The organism is Pseudomonas sp. CH235, from assembly GCF_004368175.1.
Classification (GTDB): Bacteria; Pseudomonadota; Gammaproteobacteria; order Pseudomonadales; family Pseudomonadaceae; genus Aquipseudomonas; species Aquipseudomonas paraglycinae.
In genome coordinates, this window is sequence record NZ_RRZJ01000006.1 from 233,790 (window position 1) to 253,487 (window position 19,698).

Sequence of the window (19,698 nt, forward strand, 5' to 3'; positions counted from 1 at the left end):
GACAGGCTAAAATGCGCGCCCGGCTAACCGCTGATCCTTTTCCAACGCGCCCCACAAGGTTCGCTACGTGATCGAGTTTCAAAACGTCCATAAGACTTACCGCGTCGCCGGTAAGGACATCACCGCGCTGCACCCGACCAGCTTCTCCATCGAGAACGGTCAGGTGTTCGGCCTGATTGGCCACTCCGGCGCGGGAAAAAGTACCCTGCTGCGTCTGATCAATCGCCTGGAGCAATCCAGTGGCGGCAAGATCATCGTCGACGGCGAAGAAGTCACCGCGCTGGACGCCAACGGCCTGCGCCGTTTCCGTCAGCAGGTCGGGATGATCTTCCAGCACTTCAACCTGCTGGCATCCAAGACTGTGGCCGACAACGTCGCGCTGCCGCTGACCCTGGCCGGTGAACTGTCCCGTGCCGAGATCGACCAGCGTGTGGCCGAGTTGCTGGCGCGGGTCGGTCTGTCCGATCACGCCAAAAAGTACCCGGCGCAGCTGTCCGGCGGTCAGAAGCAGCGCGTCGGCATTGCTCGCGCCCTGGCGACCAAGCCGAAGATCCTGCTGTGCGACGAAGCCACCAGCGCCCTCGACCCGCAGACCACGGCATCGGTCCTGCAACTGCTGGCCGAGATCAACCGCGAGCTGAAGCTGACCATCGTCCTGATTACCCACGAGATGGATGTGATCCGCCGCGTGTGCGATCAGGTCGGCGTGATGGATGCCGGCGTGATCGTCGAGCAAGGTTCGGTGGCCGATGTGTTCCTGCATCCGAAGCACCCGACCACCAAGCGCTTTGTTCAGGAAAGCGAGCAGATCGACGAAAGCGAGCAGCGCGATGACTTCGCTCACGTGCCTGGCCGCATCGTGCGTCTGACTTTCCAGGGCGAAGCGACCTACGCGCCGTTGCTCGGCACCGTCGCCCGGGAAACCGGTGTGGACTACAGCATCCTGGCCGGTCGCATCGACCGCATCAAAGACATTCCTTACGGGCAATTGACCCTCGCCGTCACCGGTGGCGACATGGAAGCGGCGTTCGCCCGCTTCACCGCCGCTGACGTTCACATGGAGGTGTTGCGCTAATGGAAGACCTGATGAGTTTCTTCACCAATATCGACTGGTACGAAATCTGGCTCGCCACCGGCGACACCATGATGATGCTCGGCGGTTCGCTGTTGTTCACCGTGCTGCTCGGCCTGCCGCTGGGCGTGCTGCTGTTCCTGTGCAGCCCACGCCAGTTGCTCGAAGCCAAAGGCGTGTACGCCTTGCTGTCGCTGGTGGTGAACATCCTGCGTTCGCTGCCGTTCATTATTCTGTTGATCGTGATGATCCCGTTCACCGTGCTGATCACCGGCACCTCGCTGGGCGTGGCCGGTGCGATTCCGCCGCTGGTCGTAGGTGCAACGCCGTTCTTTGCGCGGCTGGTGGAAACCGCCCTGCGTGAAGTCGATCGCGGCATCATCGAAGCGACCCAGTCGATGGGCGCGACCACTCGCCAGATCATCATGAACGCCCTGCTGCCGGAGGCCCGTCCGGGCATCTTCGCAGCAATTACGGTGACGGCGATTACACTGGTTTCCTACACGGCGATGGCCGGTGTGGTCGGTGCCGGTGGCCTGGGTGACCTGGCGATCCGTTTCGGCTATCAGCGTTTCCAGACAGACGTGATGATTGTCACCGTGGTGTTGCTGCTGATTCTGGTGCAAGTGCTGCAAATGGTCGGCGACCGACTGGTCGTGCACTTCTCGCGCAAATAACCGGTTTTGTAATGACATGAGCCGGCCATTCGCTGGCAGGCGCCAGACGGGCGCCGTAAAAAGGAGTTAGCTGAATGAAAAAACTGATTGTTGCCCTGGCTGCCGTTGCAGCGTTCTCGGCCCACGCCGACGAAACCCTGACCGTTGCTGCCACTCCGGTACCGCACGCGGAAATCCTCGAATTCGTGAAGCCGGCACTGGCCAAAGAAGGCGTGGATCTGAAGGTCAAGGTCTTCACCGACTACGTACAGCCGAACGTACAAGTGGCCGAGAAGCGTCTGGACGCCAACTTCTTCCAGCACCAGCCGTACCTCGATGAGTTCAACAAGGCCAAGGGCACCAGCCTGGTGTCCGTGACCGGCGTGCACCTGGAACCGCTGGGCGCCTACTCCAGCAAGTTCAAGAAAATCGAAGAGCTGCCAAGCGGCGCCAACGTGGTGATCCCGAACGACGCCACCAACGGCGGCCGTGCGCTGTTGCTGCTGGCCAAGGCCGGCGTGATCACCCTGAATGATCCGAGCAACATCCTGTCGACCGTCAAGGACATCGCCCAGAACCCGAAAGACCTGAAGATCCGTGAACTGGAAGCCGCGACCATCCCGCGCGTGCTGACCCAGGTCGACCTGGCGCTGATCAACACCAACTACGCGCTGGAAGCCAAACTCGATCCATCCAAGGACGCGCTGGTCATCGAAGGCAGCGACTCGCCTTACGTGAACATCCTGGTGTCCCGCGCGGACAACAAGGACAGCGACGCGATGAAGAAACTGGCCGCCGCCCTGCACAGCCCGGAAGTGAAGAAATTCATCACCGAGAAGTACAAAGGCGCGGTGCTGCCGGCGTTCTGATTTGATCGTGCCCATGCTCTGCGTGGGCATGCATCCCCGGGCGCTCCGCGTCCGCTGGGACGCAGAGCGTCCCTTGCTGCATTCCCACGCAGAGCGTGGGAACGATCAAAACGAAAAGGGGACGCCAGTGGCGTCCCCTTTTTAGTGCGTTCAGTTTTTACTTGCGGTTCAACATCACCGGCAACTGCGCCACCAGCTTGGCATTATTCAACGGCGCCCGAATAAACCCGCGCTGTGTCCCGTCCGGGCCGATCACCGCCAGGTTGCCGCTGTGATCCACGGTGTAATTCGGCTTGCTGGTGTCCGCCGGAATGAACGGAATGCTCACCGCGTTCGCCACCTTCTGCAGCTCGTCGATGGACTTTGGTGTCAGGCCGATGAACTGTGGATCGAAGTAGCCCAGGTACTGTTTCAACTGCGCAGGGTTATCGCGGTTCGGGTCGACGCTGACCAGCACGATCTGCAACTTGTCCACGGCATCCTTCGGCAGTTCGCTCTTGATCTGGCGCAGCTGGGCGAGGGTGGTCGGGCAGATGTCCGGGCAGAAGGTGTAGCCGAAGAACAGCAGGCTCCACTTGCCCTTGAGCTCGTTGACCGTGACCGGTTGGCCGTCCTGATTGGTCATCGTCACGTCCGGCAGGTTGCGGCTCTGCGGCAGCAGGATGATGCCGGCGTCGATCAGTGCGGTCGGGTCGCCCTGGCCCTTGCCGCTCAGCACTTTGTTGACGGTCAGGCCGAGGATCAGCGCGATCACGGCGACGAGGATGAAGACGGTTTTCTGGGTTCGAGTCATAGGTTCAACAGTAAGTAGTGGTCTACGAGCAGGGCGATGAACAGCAGAAACAGGTACCAGATAGAGTACTTGAAGGTGTTGATCGCCGCGTGCGGCCGAGTGCCACGGTACAGCACCACGGCCCATTGCAGAAACCTGGCGCCCAGCCCGAGCGCGCAGATCAGGTACAGCAGGCCGCTCATGTGGATCACGTACGGCAACAGGCTGACCGCCAGCAGGGCGAAGGTGTACAGCAGAATGTGCACCTTGGTGTAGTGCTCGCCATGGGTGACCGGCAGCATCGGAATGTCGGCCTTGGCGTATTCCTCTTTGCGGTGGATGGCCAGCGCCCAGAAGTGCGGCGGGGTCCAGGCGAAGATGATCAGCACCAGCAGCAGCGGTTCTGCACTGACGTGGCCGGTCGCGGCGGTCCAACCGAGCAGCGGCGGAGCGGCGCCGGCGAGGCCGCCGATGACGATGTTCTGCGGCGTCGCACGCTTGAGAAAACCGGTGTAGATCACCGCGTAGCCGAGCAGCGAGGCCAGGGTCAGCCAGGCAGTCAGCGGATTGGTGAAGGTCAGCAGCAGTGCCTGGCCGAGCAACGCCAGCACCAGCGCAAAGGTCAGTGCTCCTGTGGGCGAAACCCGGCCCTCCGCCAGCGGCCGTTTGTGGGTGCGGGCCATGACCGCATCGATGCGTCGGTCCACCACATGATTGACCGCCGCCGCGCCACCGGCACACAACGCGATCCCCAGGTTGCCGAACACCAGCACCGTCCACGGCACCCCGGCGCGGGTCGCGAGGAACATGCCCACCAGCGAGGTGATGAGCATCAGCACCACGACTTTCGGTTTGGTCAGCTCCAGGTAATCACGCCACAGCGCCTGCGCCGGACGTTCGCCGATCAGAATCGCCATGGCGTCTCTCCTTTAATCGTGATGGGCGCCGCCGAGTGTTTGCGCGGGCTCAGGCGCCAGCGCGCGATCATCGGCTGCCTGACCCGAACCAGGCTGGTTCGCGCGTGATAGTTGACCAGCACCATGGTCAGCAGCAGCGCTGCGCCGCCAGCGTTATGCGCCACGGCCACCGGCAGCGGCAGATGGAACAGCACGTTGCTGATGCCGAGGGTGATCTGCGCGGCGAGGGCGATCAGCACCAGCCCGGCCAGTCGGGTCATGCCCACGACTTTCAGTTGCCAGGCCAGACCGAGCAGGACGAGCGTCACCAGCAGCGCGCCGATGCGGTGGGTCAGGTGAATCGCCGTGCGTGCATCGCTGTCGAGTTGCCCGCCGAGGTAATTCGGGCCGATGTGTTGAGTCAGGTGAAAGCCGTTGGCGAAATCCGCCGGCGGCAGCCATTGGCCGTGGCAGGTCGGGAAGTCGATGCAGGCCACCGCCGCGTAGTTGGAACTGACCCAGCCGCCGAGAGCAATCTGGCCGATCACCAACAGCAATCCGGCGGTCGCCCAATATTGCAGACGCTTGGGCACGGTCAGCGCCGGCAGCACGCCGGACAGTCTCAACGTCAGCAGAAACAGCAGGCTCAGGGTCGCGAAGCCGCCGAGCAGATGCCCGGTTACCACTTGCGGCCAGAGCTTGAGTGTCACCGTCCACATGCCGAACGCCGCTTGGGCGAACACCACCGCCAGCAGAAACAGCGGCAGCTTCAGCGGTTGCCCGGGATGACGACGATTGACCCACGCGCGACCGGCCAATACCGAGATCAGCAGGCCGAGGGTGCCGGCGAAGTAACGGTGGATCATCTCGTTCCAGCCTTTGTGCGCCTCCACTGGCGAGTCGGGGTAATGCAGTTCGGCATGGGCCAGCTGGGCTTCGCTTTTCGGCACGCTGATGAACCCGTAGCAGCCCGGCCAGTCCGGGCAGCCGAGGCCGGCGTGGGTCAGGCGGGTGTAGGCGCCGAGCAGCACGACGATCAGTGCCAGCAGGGTGGCAAACAGCGCGAGGCGAAATCCAGGTTTGGCCATGACGATGCCCTTATCCGATGTTCGACAGTTTCAGCAGGTGGCGCAGGTCGTTGAGCAGATCCTTGCCCTTGACGCTCGGGTCGTAGCGCAGCACGAGGTTGCCGTGGGGATCGATGATCCACAGTTGCGGCGTGGCCTTGTCGCCTGTGGCCTTGCTGAAGGTCGCCGGGTCCAGCGGGTAGCGTTGCAGCTGCGGGTATTCGCGGGTCAGCTTGGCTTCGTAGTCGGCAGCCAACGGTTGTGCAGCGGCCAGGGCGTGGCTGGCGCGCCCGGCTTCGCGGCCCAGGCCGATCTGGATCTGCCGCGCCAGGTACACCAGTTGCTGGCAGTCCACCGCACAGTCTTTCGGCGCGGTCACGAGCATCTGCCAGCGCGTTTCGTCAGCCTGGATACCGAGGTCAGCGCGGGTCTGGCCGTTGCCGATCAGTTCGCCGTGATAGCTGCGACCTTCCGGCACCCAGAACTGCAACTTGTACATGCCGGTGGCGAGGATCATCGGACCGACCACGCCGAGCACGATCAGCAGCAACTGGATGCGTCCGCGACGGCGACTGGCCGGGACTTTCGTTTCAGACATGCTGGGTGGATTCATGGCCGCTCCCATGGTGTTTCTCCTTTGCGTTGTGCCAGCCGAGATAGAGGTAGAGACCGAGCAGGGCGGTGGCCATGGCGAACCACTGCACGGCGTAACCGAGGTGTTTTTCCGGGCCCATCGCGACTACCGGCCAGTCGGCCTGATAGCTGGCGGGGCCGGGTTCGGCGCGTAATTCGTAGGCGAACCCGTCGCGTTCGAGGGTTTTCCACAGCTTCGCGGGTTCGATGGCGGTGACGGTCTGCGGCCAGGTGCTGCTGACCGGATCGGCATGCAGCTGGAAGGTGGCACCGGGGGCGACATACACCCAGGCATCGACATTCACGGCATCGGCTGGCGTATTGAATTGCGGGGCCGTGCGCCGGTCCGGCCACGGCAGCCAACCGCGATTGACCAGCAGCCACTGGCCGCTGCGTTGGTCCTGAAACGGTTGCAGCAATTCGACGCCGACCTTGCCGTTGCGCTGACGGTTGTCCAGCAACAGGCTGTGGGCGGCGTCGAACTGGCCGTGCAGATGCACCCGGCGAAAGGCCGGATCGGCGCTGTGCAGCAACTCGGTGCTGGCCATCGGTTCGGCGGCGCGGCGTTCGGCGTAACTGGCGAGCAGGGCGGTTTTCTCCGCGCCCCGGCCCAGTTGCCAGAAGCCCAGCGAAATCAGTAACGGCAGCAGCAGGCCGACCACCAGGGTCGGCACCACGCCCGGCCGGAAGCGCTTCATGGTCGCGCCAGAAAATCAGTGAACGCGATCGCTATACTCAAGTGCATCGCTTGTTCCCCCGGAGTTCTTCCCATGCTCAAAGCAGCCATCGTCCTGATGCTGATTGCCACGGTGGTCAGCCTGTTCAGCGGCCTGTTTTTCCTGGTCAAGGACGACAGCAGCTCGAATCGGCTGGTGATCGCCTTGAGTGTTCGGGTGACGTTGGCCGCTGTCACCGTCGGCCTGATCGCCTGGGGTTTCTACAGCGGCCAACTGGTGTCCCACGTGCCGTGGTAGCTGCAAGCGCCAAGCTACAAGCTACAAGCCTTACCGTTTTGACTTGAAGCTCGCAGCTCGCGGCTTGCAGCTGCTGTTAAAGCACATAAACGAAGATGAACAAGCCGATCCACACCACATCGACGAAGTGCCAATACCAGCTCGCCGCTTCAAAGCCGAACTGATGTTCGTTGTCGAAATGGCCCTTCATGATGCGCATCAGCATCACGAACAAAATGATCGTGCCGATGGTCACGTGGGCGCCGTGGAAACCGGTGAGCATGAAGAACGTCGCGCCGTAGATGCCCGAGCCGAGGGTCAGCCCCAGTTCGTGGTAGGCGTGGATGTATTCTTCGGCCTGGAAACCCAGGAACGCGCAGCCCAGCAGCACGGTGATCGCCAGCCACAGTTTCAGCGCGCCGCGATGACCTTTCTTCAGCGCGTGGTGGGCGATGGTGATGGTCACGCTGGAGCTCACCAGCAGGATGGTGTTGATCAGCGGCAGGCCCCAGGGGCTGATGACTTCCTTGGGCGGCGGGAACAGTTTCGGATCCGGCGTGTGCAGCAGCGGCCAGGTGAACTGGAAGTTCGGCCAGAGCATGTGGGCGATGCCTTTGGTGCCTTCGCCGCCCAGTGCCGGGCCGGAAATGTGTCGCACGTAGAACAGCGCGCCGAAGAAGGCGATGAAGAACATCACCTCGGAGAAGATGAACCAGCTCATGCCCCAGCGGAACGAGCGGTCCAGTTGCGGGCTGTACAACCCCGCGCGGCTCTCCTTGATCACCGTACCGAACCAGCCGAACAGCATGTACGCCAGTAACAGACCGCCGACGAAAAAGATCAGCGGGCCGTGGGATTCCGGACGCGCTGCCTTCAGATCGTTGAACCAGGTCGCCAGGCCATACACGGTGACGAACATCCCCACCGTGGCCACGATCGGCCACTTGCTCTGGGCCGGGACGTAATAGTGCTCATGAGTTGCCATTTATTGTTCTCCTTATCGGGCACGCTTAACCGCCAGTGTTTGCAGCCACCGGAGGATGTCGGGCGGTGATATCGAACAGCGTGTAGGACAGCGTCAGGTGCTTCACGTCCTTGGGCATGTCGCGGTCAACGATGAAACGCACCGGCATCTCGATCTGCTGACCGGGCTGCAGCACCTGCTGGGTAAAGCAAAAGCATTCGGTCTTGTGGAAGTACGCGGCCGCATTGCTCGGCGCGATGCTCGGTACGGCTTGAGCGCTCATCGGTTTGTCGGTGGGATTGCGCGCGATGAAGATCATCTCGTTCACCGCGCCGGGGTTGGCCGTCAGCTCGTCATGCTTGGGATAGAAATCCCATGGCATGTCGGCGGTGTTGGTCGACAGAAACTGCACCCGCACCTGCCGCGAAGCATCGACGGTCTGCTCGCCCTCGTACTGCCCGGCGGTCTTGCCGTTGATGCCGAACGCCTTGCACATCACGTCGTAGATCGGCACCAGGGCAAAGCCGAAGACGAACATCGCCACCACCACGCCGAGCAGTCGAGTGACCAGTTTCTTCAGCGAAATCGAGTCAGCCATGGTGGCGGTCCTCAACGGCTACGGGGTTCATTTCACTTCCGGCGGCGTGGTGAAGGTGTGATACGGCGCCGGTGACGGCACGCTCCATTCCAGACCTTCGGCGCCATCCCACGGTTTGGCCGGTGCCGGCTCGCCGCCACGGATGGTCTTGATCACGATGAACAGGAAGAAGATCTGCGTGGCGCCGAACATGAACGCGCCGATCGACGACACCATGTTGAAGTCGGCGAACTGCAGGTTGTAGTCCGGAATCCGTCGGGGCATGCCCGCCAGACCCACGAAGTGCATCGGGAAGAACGTCAGGTTCATGCCGACGAAGGACAGCCAGAAGTGCAGCTTGCCCAGAGTTTCGTCGTACATGTGGCCGGTCCATTTCGGCAGCCAGTAATAGGCCGACGCGAAAATCCCGAAGATCGCCCCCGGCACCAGCACGTAGTGGAAATGCGCGACCACGAAGTAGGTGTCCTGGTACTGGAAGTCCGCCGGGGCGATGGCCAGCATCAGCCCGGAGAAACCGCCGATGGAAAACAGGATCACGAACGCCACGGCAAACAGCATCGGCGTCTCGAAGGTCATCGAGCCTTGCCACATGGTGCTGGCCCAGTTGAACACCTTCACCCCGGTTGGCACCGCGATCAGCATCGTCGCGTACATGAAGAACAACTCGCCCACCAGCGGGATGCCCACCACGAACATGTGGTGCGCCCAGACGATGAACGACAGGAACGCGATGCTCGCCGTGGCGTAGACCATCGAGGTGTAGCCGAACAGCGGCTTGCGCGAGAAGGTCGGGATGATCTGGCTGACGGCACCGAAGGCCGGCAGGATCATGATGTACACCTCGGGGTGGCCGAAGAACCAGAACACATGCTGGAACAGCACCGGGTCACCGCCACCGGCGGCACTGAAGAAACTGGTGCCGAAGTGGATGTCCATCAGCATCATCGTCACGCACCCGGCCAGCACCGGCATCACCGCGATCAGCAGGAACGCGGTGATCAGCCAGGTCCAGACGAACAGCGGCATTTTCATCAGGGTCATGCCGGGGGCGCGCAGGTTGAGGATGGTGGCGATCACGTTGATCGCGCCCATGATCGAGCTGATCCCCATCAAGTGAATGGCGAAGATGAAGAACGTCACGCTTTCCGGGGCATAGGTGGTGGACAGCGGCGCGTAGAACGTCCAGCCGAAGTTCGGCCCGCCACCGGGGGTGAAAAGAGTCGAGACCAGCAGCAGGAACGCCGCCGGCAGCAGCCAGAAGCTGAAGTTGTTCATCCGCGGCAGGGCCATGTCCGGCGCGCCGACCATCAACGGGATCATCCAGTTGGCGAGGCCGACGAACGCCGGCATCACCGCACCGAACACCATCACCAGGCCGTGCATGGTGGTCATCTGGTTGAAGAACGCAGGCTCCACGATCTGCAGGCCGGGCTGGAACAGCTCGGCGCGGATCACCATGGCGAACGAGCCGCCGAGCAGGAACATGCAGAACGCAAACCACAGGTACAGCGTGCCGATGTCCTTGTGGTTGGTGGTCAGCACCCAGCGCATCAGGCCTTTGGCGGGGCCGTGGGCGTGGTCGTGCTCGGCATGACCGTGGTCATCGATGACAGCGCTCATGGCCGGTCTCCTTCAAGTGAGTGGACTGGGCAGGCCGGGACGCAGGGCCCCGACCGGTTCACGAAGTACGCAATAGACCGGCTCATTTGCTTTCCGCCTGTTTCAGCTCCAGCACTTCTTTTGGCGTGACCATGTCGCCCTTGTTGTTGCCCCAGGCGTTACGTTCGTAGGTCACGACCGCTGCGATATCGACTTCCGACAGCTGCTTGCCGAACGCCGCCATGGCGGTGCCGGGCTTGCCGTGGAAGACAATGCTCAAGTGGCCTTCTTTCGGGCCGGTGGCGATTTTCGAGCCCTTGAGGGCCGGGAACATCGGCGGCAGGCCCTGGCCTTCGGCCTGGTGACAGGCGACGCAGGTGGTGTGGTAGATCTTGTCGCCACGTTCCTTGAGCTCGTCGAGGGTCCATTCCTTGCTGGTCAGCTCCTTGAGCTGCATCGCTTCGGCCTTGCGCTCGGCGAGCCATTTTTCGTAGTCGGCCTTCTCCTTGACGTCGACCACGATCGGCATGAAGCCGTGGTCCTTGCCGCACAGCTCGGCGCACTGACCACGGTAGAGGCCGGGCTTGTCGATGCGGGTCCAGGCTTCGTTGACGAACCCGGGGATCGCATCGCGCTTGACCGCGAAGGCCGGCACCCACCAGGAGTGGATCACGTCGGCGGAGGTCACGAGGAAGCGCACCTTGGCCCCGGTCGGCAGCACCAGCGGCTTGTCGACCTCGAGCAGGTAGTGCTCGCCCTTGGCTTCCTTGTTGTGGATCTGCTCGGCGGGCGTGGCCAGGTTGCTGAAGAACTCGACGTCCTGGCCCAGGTATTTGTAGTGCCACTTCCACTGATAACCGGTGATCTGGATATCGATATCCGGCTCACTGGTGTCGTACATCTTGATCAGGGTCGCGGTCGCCGGAACGGCCATCGCCACCAGGATCAGCAGCGGGACGACGGTCCAGAGAATTTCGACGGTGGTGCTTTCGTGGAATTTTGCGGCGACCTGCCCGGTAGAACGGCGGTGCACCATCATCGACCAGAACATGGCGCCGAAGACGATGATCCCGATCACCACACAGATCCAGAAAATGGTCATGTGCAGGTCGAATACTGCGTGACTGATTTCAGTCGCTCCAGGTGCCATATTCACAGTCCAGGCAGCTTGCACCGGGCTGAAAATCGACCACAACAGGAGGCCCATCCAGACGTGTGGATGTCGCATCATTGCGGGTTCCCCTTATCGTTCTTGTTATCCCGCCGGCTTTCACCAGAGGCAAGGGAGCGGCTGCATCAGACTACGAACTTGAATCGCCGGGCCTTGCTGCGTGGGCAGTCGGGCGTCATCAGCTAACTCCATTCAATGGCGAGTATAGACAGCCACCGAGAAATGCAATGTGCGGACGTAAATCGAATGAAACAGCTGACGCTTGCGTTCCAGGGCACGAATGGAGAAGGATGCAGACGAGTGGTGGCAAACCGATATAACGCCGTTGCATCAAGGATGAAATAATTATGACAAATGCGTCTTAGCATTTTTCGTAAGCCAGCTAAGTTATGTCTTCCCTATTTCATTGCCTTGTTTCCTGGAGTTTTCATGAACACCGCCGCATTGCGCGAGCAGATCCACATAGCCCGACAACACGAGATTGAAACCGGAAAGCTGACCCGTCAGCTGGAAGCCCAACTGCAACACCTGCACCCGGCCATCCAGTTGCCGGAAACCGACGCCAACGGCGTGCTGACGCGTTTTGTCGCCGCCTACATCGACGAAGTGCCAGACCTGCTGGATGCAGCCAATGAAGTCGCCAGGGAAGCGGGAATCGAATCGCAGATCAAACCGGTGCTGAAAATCGCCGAGCAGTACTTCCTCCAGCCACCCGTGGGCCTGGACAGTCTGCTGGACGAAGCCTATCTGGCGCATCGTTTTGTCGAAGAGGTCAACGACCTGTACATCAAGCATTTCGGCCAGCCACTGATCCCCTTGGACATGACGGTCGCCAATCTGATTGCTCACCAGTTGATCGGTGAGGAGTTTGCCAACCAACTCGACGAAGTGGTGCATCACGCGGTGGACAGCATGCTCGACGACGACAGCTTTGCGCTGGAGTCGGTGGAAGCCTACCGCGAGAAACTCAGCAGCCCGGACACCGGTGCGGCGTGGAAACGCTGGCCGTGCATGAGCCGCCGTCTGGGCGTGGGCCTGGAGCTGGATCAGCCTGCGGCTTGATCCCGGCGCAAACGATTGGGGGAACAGATTGCTCTGTTCCCCCAAATATTTTCAGCCCGCCGCTCCGATCCCGGTGGTGGTGCGGATCCGCCCTTCGAGCCGCCGTTTCAACCCGCGCGACTCGATCAACAGCTTCGCCCCCTTGGCCGCATTCGCCCGGCCCCACTCTTCGAGCAGTTCCAGACACGAATGGTCGATGTAGCTCAGGTTATTGAGCGGCACATGCACCGTTGTGCCCGGCGGAATGCTGCCCAGTACCTGAGTCAGCGCCGGCACCTTGAGGAACGTCGCGGCGCCCACCAGGCGCAACTCCATTTCCCCGTCCTGCGGCAGATCGATCAGGCTGATTTTCAGGCGTGAGGCCTTGAACGCCAGTTTCACCAGGGTCAGACCGAAACCGATCAGCACGCCGGTCAACAGGTCGGTGAAGATGATCGCCAGTGCTGTGGCGGCGTAGGTGAACATTGGCATCCGGCCATATCGGGCCAGACCACGGAATGCCTTGAGGTCCACCAGTTTGAAGCCGGTGTAGACCAGAACGCCCGCCAGACTCGCCACCGGAATGCTCTGCAACACGCTCGACAGCAACAGCACGAACGCCAGCAGCCACAGGCCATGGAAAATCGTCGAGTAGCGTGTGGTGGCGCCGGCCTGGACGTTGGCCGAACTGCGCACGATCACCCCCGTCATCGGCAGCGCGCCGACCAGACCGCAAAGCATGTTGCCGACGCCTTGCGCGGACAGCTCCCGGTCGAAATCCGAACGCGGGCCGCTGTGCATGCGATCCACCGCAGCGGCGGACAGCAGGGTTTCGGCGCTGGCGATGAAGGCGACGGCGAATGCGGCGATCAGCAGCGTTGGATCGGCGAGACTGAGCAGATCCGCCGGTTTCAGCCAGTCGATGGCTTCGGCGAGATTCTCTGGCACTTCAACCCGTTTCACTTGCAACGCCAACAGCAGGCTGGCGCCTGTCGCCAGCCCGACCCCGAGCAGCGCGCCCGGAATAAAGCGCAGCGAATGCGGGCGGAATTTCTCCCACAACCACATCACGGCTATGGTCGACAGCCCGAGCAACCCGGCCTGCCAGCCTAAGGACGGCAAGGCCTGCGCCACTGCGCCGGGGAATGCCGTGAGGTTGTCGAGGCCGGAGGGTTTCGGTGACGCATCGAGCATCACATGCACTTGCGACAGCACAATCAGCACGCCAATCCCCGCGAGCATGCCGTACACCACCGCTGGCGCCGTGACCCGAAACCAGCAACCGAGCTTCAGCCGTCCGGCCACCAGTTGCAGAAAACCGGCGAGCAGCAGGATCGGCCCGAGCATTTCGATGCCGTGCTGGCGCACCAGCTCGAACACCAGCACCGCCAGACCCGCCGCCGGCCCGCTGACCTGCAACGGCGACCCCGCCAGCCAGCCCACCACCAGACCGCCGATGATCCCGGTGATCAGGCCTTTGGCCGGCGGCAGCCCTGACGCAATGGCAATGCCCATGCACAGCGGCAGGGCGACCAGAAACACAACCACTGAAGCGAGCAGCTCCCGTGGCAACACAGCTTTCAATTGAGCCGCACGCATGGCGATACTCCCGAAGTTTTCTTCAGGCGTGGCAAGGCCTGGCCGCTGAAACAGCGGCCGGCGTCAAACCACACAGATTTTTAGGAGGATTTAGAAGCGCGCTTTGGGCGTCGCCACCGGGATCGGATGGCTGCCGTCGAGCGGCAGGAAGCATCCCTGATCCGCGTCGTAAGCTTTGATTTCGCTGGTTTCGATGTTGTAGACCCAGCCATGGATGAACAGATGACCGTTCGCCATGCGCGAGGCTACCGAAGGATGGGTACGCAAGTGCTGCAGTTGGGCGATGACGTTTTCCTCGGTGAGGATCGGCATGCTTTCTTTTTCGTCGGCGCAGTTGCAGTTGTCATGCACCATGGTTTTCGCGACTTCGGCGTGGCGCAGCCAGGCTTTGACCGTCGGCATCTTTTCCAGGCTGTCCGGGTTGAGCACCGCGCGCATGGCGCCGCAGTCGGAGTGGCCGCAGATGATGATGTGCTGCACGCCAAGTGCCAGAACCGCATATTCGATGGCGGTGGAAACGCCGCCGTTCATCTGGCCGTAGGGTGGCACCACGTTGCCGACGTTCCGCGTCACGAACAGATCGCCGGGCGAACTCTGGGTGATCAGTTCGGGCACGATGCGCGAATCGGCGCAGGTGATGAACATGGCCCGTGGCGACTGGGCCGTGGCGAGTTTCTTGAAGAGTTCTTCCTGCTGCGGAAAGACCTCATGATGAAAATGCAAAAAGCCGTCAACGATACGATTCAACGCTGCATCGGCGGATTCCGCCACAGGGGCGGCTTGCGCCGACGCAGCCAACGGCTGTTTATCCTTGTCACTCATGATTCATCCTCATTGGCGGATTCGGGGAGTCGTTCCCGTGTATTCCGGTGTGAAGCCAGTGGCTGTTTAGAACATCCGGGTCATCCCGACCCGTCAGTCACTCGATGAACAAGGTAACCGCCGAAACTTAACTCAAACTGAATCAAGCGCTCTAGAACGTGTGTTCCAGGTCACAAAAAACGTGACCGGCGTAAACCGGGCCAAGCATTCCTTCCTCTCAACCATAGGCCAATTGACCCTAAATCAGCGCCATCTGGCGACCCGGCGGACAGAAGGCTGTGCAGTCGAGGTTGAAGCCTTCGCGGTGATTGAGCCCCAGGCGCTTGATCGCTTTGGCGAAGCGCTGGGCGAGCAGATCGGCGAACGGACCCTCGCCGCGCATCCGGGCACCGAAACGGCTGTCGTAAAGCTCGCCGCCACGGCTCTGGCGGATCAGGCTTAGCACATGCGCCGCACGTTGCGGGTAGTGTGCCTCAAGCCATTCCTCGAACAGCGGCGCCACCTCCAGCGGCAGGCGCAGCATCATGTAGGCCGCGCTCTGGGCACCGGCGGCGTGGGCTTCGGTCAGCAGGCTTTCGATTTCGCTGTCGTTGATCATCGGAATCATCGGCGAACACAGCACACCGACCGGAATCCCCGCCTCGCGCATGACCCGGATTGCCCGCAACCGGGCCTTGGGCGCGGCGGCGCGGGGCTCGAGAATGCGTTTAAGTTCGTCGTCCAGGGTGGTCAGGCTGATCATCACCGCCACCAGCCGTTGTTGCGCCAGTTCGGTGAGCAGGTCGAGGTCGCGCAGGATCAGCGAGCCCTTGGTGACGATGGTCACCGGATGCCGGTAGCGCAGCAGCACTTCGAGGGTCTGGCGTGTGATCCGGCGTTCGCGTTCGATCGGCTGATAGGGATCGGTATTGGAGCCGAGGTTGATCGGCGCGCATTGATAGCCTTTTTTCCCCAGCTGTTCTTCCAGCACCTGGGCGGCGTTGGTTTTGGCGATCAGTTTGGTTTCGAAATCCAGCCCCGGCGACATGTCCCAATAGGCGTGGCTGGGTCGTGCATAGCAATAAATGCAGCCGTGCTCGCAGCCGCGATAGGGATTGATCGAGCGGTCGAAGGGCAGGTCCGGCGAGGTGTTGCGGGTGATGATGGTCTTCGCGGTTTCGAAGCTGACTTCGGTGCCCTGGGTCAAAGGCACTTCCTGAAACCAGCCGTCATCCTCGGCCACCGAACGACTCGGCGCGAAGCGGTTGTGCGGGTTGGTCGCGGTGCCGCGACCGCGCGGGGGCAAGGGGCTGGTCATCACGGGTGTCCTTGGTCTGTACATGCATACAGTATCCGCAAGGTGGCGGATGATCCACTACCGTTCAGCCGTCGATCAATAAATCGAGCGGTTAGTTGCAAGTTTGTCTAGAGCTAAAGTTGTAGTTGTGCAAATTGAAGAAACATAAGTTGGCTGTTCGTTTACTGTTCAAGTTCGTAGTATCCACTTCGCTTCACACCACTTGACTATATAAAAGACAAAAGGATTTGATGATGTCGTTTTTTAATTCGCGCGGTATTTTTCTGCAACTGATGCAGCCCGGCCCATCGGAGCCCAATACACTGGTTTCCATGCAACTGGCGCGCAAGGAACTGGGCTGGGATGCGGAGGCTGGCGTGCAGACCGAAATGCTGGTTGACCCGATCTTTGTTACCGCGACCTCCCGGGATGGCGGCCATACCTTCAGCATCGGCCGTCTGGAGCACGATGTGGATCGTGACGGTGAAATCGGTGAGCAGGATCGAGCCAAACTGGTTGCTCTGGCCAAAGCCTATGCCAGTATTACCAATCCGTAACAGCCATTAAATAAATAACCCCTGCATGATTAATCATGCAGGGGTTACTGCGTTTAGTTGTGGTTTGTTACTTGTCCAAGATCACCGGCTGATGTTGTAGTCATATCGTCGGTACGTAACTTGGCAACATCTTTTGCGGTGACGGTGGAGCCCTTGTTACCCCAACTTCCACGAATAAAGCTCACGACATCCGCCACTTCCTGATCCGACAGACGCCAGGCGAAACCCGGCATGGTGAAGGTCGATGGCGCTGCGTGCGTCGCAGGCAAGGTGCCGCCCTTGAGCACAATGTGGATAAGCGAGGTCGGGTCGTCCGATTGCAGCACCGGATTGCCTGCCAGCGCCGGGAACACCCGGGTGTAGCCGTGGCCGTCCGTGCGGTGGCACGCCGCGCAGTTGTCGATGTACACAGACGCGCCACGCTGACTGTCATCACCGTTCCACAAGGCCTTGGCAGCTTTCTCGTCGTACTGGTGCGGCTGGTCGGCAGGATCATTGGCTGGCAGCGATTTCAGGTAGCGGGCAATCGCGGTCAGGTCGGCGTCGGTCATGTACTGCATGCTGTGGGTGACCACGTCGCTCATGCCGCCGAACACCGCGCTGCGGTCGCTGCGACCGGTCTTGAGGAATTGCACCAGTTGTTCTTCGCTCCAGCTGCCGAGACCGTCCTTGTGGTCGCCGCGCAGGCTCTTGGCGATCCAGCCTTCCAGCGGCGCACTGCCTGACAGAAAACTGCTGCCTTCGGCCGCGCTCAGGGATTTTTCCTGCATGGTCAGGGCCCGTGGCGTATGGCAGGCGCCGCAATGTCCGAGGCCCTCCACCAGATACGCCCCACGGCTGACGACGGCATCGTCCGACGCGGCTTTGTAATCCTCGACCTTCGGCGCGAACAGCCAGCGCCAACCCATCAGTGGCCAGCGCATGCTCAGTGGCCAAGGGATGTCGCTGGCCTTGTTCTCTTGCGCCACCGGTTCCACGCCGTGCATGAAGTAGGCGTAAAGCGCCTGCATGTCGGTTTCGCTGACACGGGCGTAGGACGGGTACGGCATCGCCGGGTACAAGGTACTGCCGTTTTTGGCCACGCCATGGCGCACGGCCTGGTCGAAATCCTCGAAACTGTAGTCACCGACGCCGGTTTTATCCGGGGTGATGTTGGTCGAGTAGATCGTGCCGATCGGGGTTTCCATCGGCAGGCCACCGGCGAACGGCTTGCCATCCTTGGCCGTGTGGCAGGCCACGCAGTCGCCGGCACGGGCGAGGTATTCGCCTTGTTTGATCAAGGATTGATCAACTTCGGCGCCATGAACGGCCGTGCTGCCGAGCAGCGCGAGGGTCGCGATAACGAGAGTCTTCATGGTCATCGCTCCTTAAGCCTGAACCAGCGGGCCGGGGTTTTTCAGGTATTGCTCGCGGATCGCTTTCGCCGACCAGTAGGTCAGCGCGGCAACCAGGCCGGTCGGGTTGTAGCCCAGGCCTTGCGGGAATGCCGAGGCGCCCGGGACGAATACGTTGTGCACGTCCCAGCTCTGCAGGTAGCGGTTCAGCGCGCTGGTCTTCGGATCGGTGCCCATGATCGCGCCACCGTTGAGGTGGGTGGTCTGGTACGACGCGGTGTTGAAGTGGTCGCCGACTTTCTTGCCGATCACGGCGATGGCTTTCGGGCCCATGGCCTCGGCGATCTTGCCCATTTTCTCGACCATGAAGCGGTTCATCTTGATGTCGTTTTCCTGCCAGTCGAACGTCATCCGCAGCAGCGGCATGCCGTAGGCATCGCGGTACACCGGGTCCAGATCGAGGTAGTTGCCACGGTAGGACTGATGCGCGCCGTGGGCGTCCATCGACACTTGGTGGGTGTAGTAATCGGCGGTGGCGCGTTTCCACGCACTGCCCCAGGCCGGAGTGCCCGGCGGGTTGGAGGTGCCGGCGATCGGTCGGCTGCCGGCCTGGTTGACCCACATCGGCGAGCCGCCGACGAAGCCATGCGGTCCGTGATCGAAGTTGTCGGCGTTGAAGTCATCCACCGCCACACCGTTGCCGCCGGCGCCGATGAAGTTGTTGGTGTGGGTGTCCTTGTCGAAGAACGCCTTGATGGTGGCCATGTTCTGGTAGGCGAAGTTGCGCCCGACCACGCCTTCACCGCTGACCGGGTCGTAGGGTTTGCCGATGCCGGAAAGCAGCATCAGGCGTACGTTGTGCAACTGGAACGCGCCGAGGATCACCAGATCCGCCGGTTGTTCGATCTCGCGACCCTGGCCGTCGATGTAGGTGACGCCGGTGGCTTTGGTTTTGGTGCTGTCGAGGTTGACCCGTAGCACGTGGGCGTTCGGCCGCAGTTCGAAATTCGGCAGCGGCTTCAGCGCCGGCAGAATGTTCACGTTCGGCGACGCTTTGGAATACATGTAGCAAACGTAACCGCTGCAGAAACCGCAGAAGTTGCACGGGCCCATCTGCGCGCCGTAAGGGTTGGTGTACGGCCCTGAAGTATTTGCCGAAGGCAGGTTGTAGGGTTTGTAACCCACCTCCGTAGCCGCTTTGCCGAACAGCTGTGCGGAAACCGTGTTTTTCTGCGCTTCCAGCGGGAATGGGTTCGAGCGATCCGGTGCGTACGGGTTGCCGCCCTTGCCCTGACCGACCAGTTGGCCTTTCACGGTCCAGGCCTGGCCGGAGGTACCGAAGACTTTTTCGGCGAAATCGAAGAACGGTTCCAGCTCTTCATAGCTGACGCCGAAGTCCTGGATGGTCATGTCCTTGGGGATGAAGCTTTTGCCGTAGCGCTCTTCGTAGTGGCTGCGCATGCGCAACTCGATCGGGTCGACCCGAAAGTGCACGCCCGACCAGTGCAAACCGGCGCCGCCCACACCATTGCCCGGCAGGAACGCGCCCAGTTGGCGGTTCGGCAGGGCGATGTCGTTGACGCTGTGACGGATGGTGACGGTTTCCTTGGAAACGTCCTGGAAGAGTTTTTTCCGCACGCTGTAGGTGAGTTCGTCGATCACCTGGGGATAGTTGCCGTCCGGGTAGGTGTCCTGCATCGGTCCGCGTTCCAGCGCCAGCACGTTGAGTCCGGCTTCGGTCAGCTCCTTGGCCATGATCGCGCCTGTCCAGCCGAAACCGACGATCACTGCGTCGACCTTCTTCATTACCGTTGCCATG

20 protein-coding genes are annotated in these 19,698 nt (G+C 61.5%); 6 read left to right on the top strand and 14 right to left on the bottom strand.

Features of this window, described 5'->3' with window-relative positions:
• Nucleotides 1–67: 67 nt before the first annotated feature.
• The 3 genes from EIY71_RS09560 (at nt 68) to EIY71_RS09570 (ending at nt 2,597) form a co-directional block, all read left to right on the top strand.
• Complete coding sequence (locus EIY71_RS09560) at nt 68–1,075, top strand: methionine ABC transporter ATP-binding protein (protein WP_007953999.1); 1,008 nt, start codon at nt 68–70, stop codon at nt 1,073–1,075.
• A complete protein-coding gene (locus tag EIY71_RS09565; RefSeq protein WP_007953997.1) occupies nt 1,075–1,749 on the top strand; it encodes a methionine ABC transporter permease in 675 nt (224 codons plus the stop codon). Before EIY71_RS09560 ends, EIY71_RS09565 begins: the two co-directional genes overlap by 1 nt.
• Nucleotides 1,750–1,823: 74 nt before the next feature.
• Nucleotides 1,824–2,597 (top strand): MetQ/NlpA family ABC transporter substrate-binding protein, encoded by a 774-nt coding sequence (locus tag EIY71_RS09570; protein ID WP_039764846.1) that lies wholly within the window; start codon nt 1,824–1,826, stop codon nt 2,595–2,597.
• Between the two features lie 157 nt (nt 2,598–2,754).
• Here the strand turns inward: EIY71_RS09570 and EIY71_RS09575 are convergent, their stop codons facing one another.
• From EIY71_RS09575 to EIY71_RS09595, 5 genes are read right to left on the bottom strand one after another with little or no spacing between them, the layout of a single operon-like run.
• Complete coding sequence (locus EIY71_RS09575) at nt 2,755–3,390, bottom strand: SCO family protein (RefSeq protein ID WP_007953994.1); 636 nt, start codon at nt 3,388–3,390, stop codon at nt 2,755–2,757.
• Nucleotides 3,387–4,286: a heme o synthase gene (cyoE, locus tag EIY71_RS09580; RefSeq protein WP_007953992.1), complete on the bottom strand. Its 900-nt coding sequence runs from the start codon at nt 4,284–4,286 to the stop codon at nt 3,387–3,389. The genes EIY71_RS09575 and cyoE overlap by 4 nt, the downstream gene beginning before the upstream one ends.
• Nucleotides 4,274–5,353, bottom strand: a complete 1,080-nt coding sequence (locus EIY71_RS09585) for a heme A synthase (RefSeq protein WP_134021539.1) — start codon at nt 5,351–5,353, stop codon at nt 4,274–4,276. Before EIY71_RS09585 ends, cyoE begins: the two co-directional genes overlap by 13 nt.
• A 10-nt stretch (nt 5,354–5,363) precedes the next feature.
• Nucleotides 5,364–5,957, bottom strand: coding sequence for a hypothetical protein (locus EIY71_RS09590; protein ID WP_039764840.1), 594 nt, complete (start codon nt 5,955–5,957; stop codon nt 5,364–5,366).
• Nucleotides 5,923–6,663, bottom strand: a complete 741-nt coding sequence (locus EIY71_RS09595; protein WP_085667441.1) for an SURF1 family protein — start codon at nt 6,661–6,663, stop codon at nt 5,923–5,925. The genes EIY71_RS09590 and EIY71_RS09595 overlap by 35 nt, the downstream gene beginning before the upstream one ends.
• A 72-nt stretch (nt 6,664–6,735) precedes the next feature.
• Between EIY71_RS09595 and EIY71_RS09600 the strand changes: the two genes are divergently transcribed.
• Nucleotides 6,736–6,939, top strand: a complete 204-nt coding sequence (locus EIY71_RS09600; RefSeq protein WP_134021542.1) for a twin transmembrane helix small protein — start codon at nt 6,736–6,738, stop codon at nt 6,937–6,939.
• A gap of 76 nt (nt 6,940–7,015) precedes the next feature.
• Here EIY71_RS09600 and EIY71_RS09605 read toward each other — a convergent pair whose 3' ends face one another.
• The 4 genes from EIY71_RS09605 to coxB all read right to left on the bottom strand — a co-directional run bounded on the left by EIY71_RS09605 (nt 7,016) and on the right by coxB (nt 11,310).
• Nucleotides 7,016–7,903, bottom strand: coding sequence for a cytochrome c oxidase subunit 3 (locus tag EIY71_RS09605; RefSeq protein WP_011331798.1), 888 nt, complete (start codon nt 7,901–7,903; stop codon nt 7,016–7,018).
• Between the two features lie 25 nt (nt 7,904–7,928).
• Complete coding sequence (locus EIY71_RS09610) at nt 7,929–8,480, bottom strand: cytochrome c oxidase assembly protein (RefSeq protein ID WP_074689750.1); 552 nt, start codon at nt 8,478–8,480, stop codon at nt 7,929–7,931.
• A gap of 27 nt (nt 8,481–8,507) precedes the next feature.
• On the bottom strand, nt 8,508–10,100 hold the full coding sequence (gene ctaD, locus EIY71_RS09615; RefSeq protein WP_134021545.1) for a cytochrome c oxidase subunit I: 1,593 nt from the start codon (nt 10,098–10,100) through the stop codon (nt 8,508–8,510).
• Nucleotides 10,101–10,182: 82 nt separating this feature from the next.
• A complete protein-coding gene (gene coxB / locus EIY71_RS09620; RefSeq protein WP_134021548.1) occupies nt 10,183–11,310 on the bottom strand; it encodes a cytochrome c oxidase subunit II in 1,128 nt (375 codons plus the stop codon).
• A gap of 369 nt (nt 11,311–11,679) precedes the next feature.
• Between coxB and EIY71_RS09625 the strand changes: the two genes are divergently transcribed.
• Nucleotides 11,680–12,312: a hypothetical protein gene (locus EIY71_RS09625; RefSeq protein WP_129973324.1), complete on the top strand. Its 633-nt coding sequence runs from the start codon at nt 11,680–11,682 to the stop codon at nt 12,310–12,312.
• A 51-nt stretch (nt 12,313–12,363) separates the two neighbouring features.
• Here EIY71_RS09625 and EIY71_RS09630 read toward each other — a convergent pair whose 3' ends face one another.
• The 3 genes from EIY71_RS09630 to EIY71_RS09640 all read right to left on the bottom strand — a co-directional run bounded on the left by EIY71_RS09630 (nt 12,364) and on the right by EIY71_RS09640 (nt 16,009).
• Entirely contained in the window at nt 12,364–13,890 is a 1,527-nt protein-coding gene (locus EIY71_RS09630; RefSeq protein WP_102688243.1) for a SulP family inorganic anion transporter, read from the bottom strand.
• A gap of 90 nt (nt 13,891–13,980) precedes the next feature.
• Nucleotides 13,981–14,712: a carbonic anhydrase gene (locus EIY71_RS09635; RefSeq protein ID WP_039764830.1), complete on the bottom strand. Its 732-nt coding sequence runs from the start codon at nt 14,710–14,712 to the stop codon at nt 13,981–13,983.
• A 238-nt stretch (nt 14,713–14,950) separates the two neighbouring features.
• Entirely contained in the window at nt 14,951–16,009 is a 1,059-nt protein-coding gene (locus EIY71_RS09640) for a PA0069 family radical SAM protein (RefSeq protein WP_129973323.1), read from the bottom strand.
• 233 nt (nt 16,010–16,242) lie between these two features.
• Between EIY71_RS09640 and EIY71_RS09645 the strand changes: the two genes are divergently transcribed.
• Nucleotides 16,243–16,545 carry a hypothetical protein gene (locus EIY71_RS09645; RefSeq protein ID WP_007953977.1) on the top strand — a complete coding sequence of 101 codons (303 nt, stop codon included), beginning with the start codon at nt 16,243–16,245 and terminating at the stop codon, nt 16,543–16,545.
• Between the two features lie 53 nt (nt 16,546–16,598).
• Here EIY71_RS09645 and EIY71_RS09650 read toward each other — a convergent pair whose 3' ends face one another.
• Together EIY71_RS09650 and EIY71_RS09655 are read right to left on the bottom strand one after the other, a co-directional pair.
• Nucleotides 16,599–17,900, bottom strand: a complete 1,302-nt coding sequence (locus EIY71_RS09650; protein WP_102688244.1) for a cytochrome c — start codon at nt 17,898–17,900, stop codon at nt 16,599–16,601.
• Between the two features lie 12 nt (nt 17,901–17,912).
• Nucleotides 17,913–19,697, bottom strand: coding sequence for a GMC family oxidoreductase (locus EIY71_RS09655; RefSeq protein ID WP_007953975.1), 1,785 nt, complete (start codon nt 19,695–19,697; stop codon nt 17,913–17,915).
• Nucleotide 19,698 lies beyond the last annotated feature (1 nt).

Coding starts and splice junctions, on each gene's coding strand:
- EIY71_RS09630 (WP_102688243.1), bottom strand. CDS start 13,890: ATGCGTGCGGCTCAATTGAAAGCTGTGTTGCCACGGGAGCTGCTCGCT.
- cyoE (WP_007953992.1), bottom strand. CDS start 4,286: ATGGCGATTCTGATCGGCGAACGTCCGGCGCAGGCGCTGTGGCGTGAT.
- EIY71_RS09625 (WP_129973324.1), top strand. CDS start 11,680: ATGAACACCGCCGCATTGCGCGAGCAGATCCACATAGCCCGACAACAC.
- EIY71_RS09575 (WP_007953994.1), bottom strand. CDS start 3,390: ATGACTCGAACCCAGAAAACCGTCTTCATCCTCGTCGCCGTGATCGCG.
- EIY71_RS09640 (WP_129973323.1), bottom strand. CDS start 16,009: ATGACCAGCCCCTTGCCCCCGCGCGGTCGCGGCACCGCGACCAACCCG.
- EIY71_RS09635 (WP_039764830.1), bottom strand. CDS start 14,712: ATGAGTGACAAGGATAAACAGCCGTTGGCTGCGTCGGCGCAAGCCGCC.
- EIY71_RS09570 (WP_039764846.1), top strand. CDS start 1,824: ATGAAAAAACTGATTGTTGCCCTGGCTGCCGTTGCAGCGTTCTCGGCC.
- EIY71_RS09590 (WP_039764840.1), bottom strand. CDS start 5,957: ATGGGAGCGGCCATGAATCCACCCAGCATGTCTGAAACGAAAGTCCCG.
- EIY71_RS09645 (WP_007953977.1), top strand. CDS start 16,243: ATGTCGTTTTTTAATTCGCGCGGTATTTTTCTGCAACTGATGCAGCCC.
- EIY71_RS09585 (WP_134021539.1), bottom strand. CDS start 5,353: ATGGCCAAACCTGGATTTCGCCTCGCGCTGTTTGCCACCCTGCTGGCA.
- EIY71_RS09605 (WP_011331798.1), bottom strand. CDS start 7,903: ATGGCAACTCATGAGCACTATTACGTCCCGGCCCAGAGCAAGTGGCCG.
- coxB (WP_134021548.1), bottom strand. CDS start 11,310: ATGATGCGACATCCACACGTCTGGATGGGCCTCCTGTTGTGGTCGATT.
- EIY71_RS09600 (WP_134021542.1), top strand. CDS start 6,736: ATGCTCAAAGCAGCCATCGTCCTGATGCTGATTGCCACGGTGGTCAGC.
- EIY71_RS09595 (WP_085667441.1), bottom strand. CDS start 6,663: ATGAAGCGCTTCCGGCCGGGCGTGGTGCCGACCCTGGTGGTCGGCCTG.
- EIY71_RS09650 (WP_102688244.1), bottom strand. CDS start 17,900: ATGAAGACTCTCGTTATCGCGACCCTCGCGCTGCTCGGCAGCACGGCC.
- EIY71_RS09655 (WP_007953975.1), bottom strand. CDS start 19,697: ATGGCAACGGTAATGAAGAAGGTCGACGCAGTGATCGTCGGTTTCGGC.
- ctaD (WP_134021545.1), bottom strand. CDS start 10,100: ATGAGCGCTGTCATCGATGACCACGGTCATGCCGAGCACGACCACGCC.
- EIY71_RS09565 (WP_007953997.1), top strand. CDS start 1,075: ATGGAAGACCTGATGAGTTTCTTCACCAATATCGACTGGTACGAAATC.
- EIY71_RS09610 (WP_074689750.1), bottom strand. CDS start 8,480: ATGGCTGACTCGATTTCGCTGAAGAAACTGGTCACTCGACTGCTCGGC.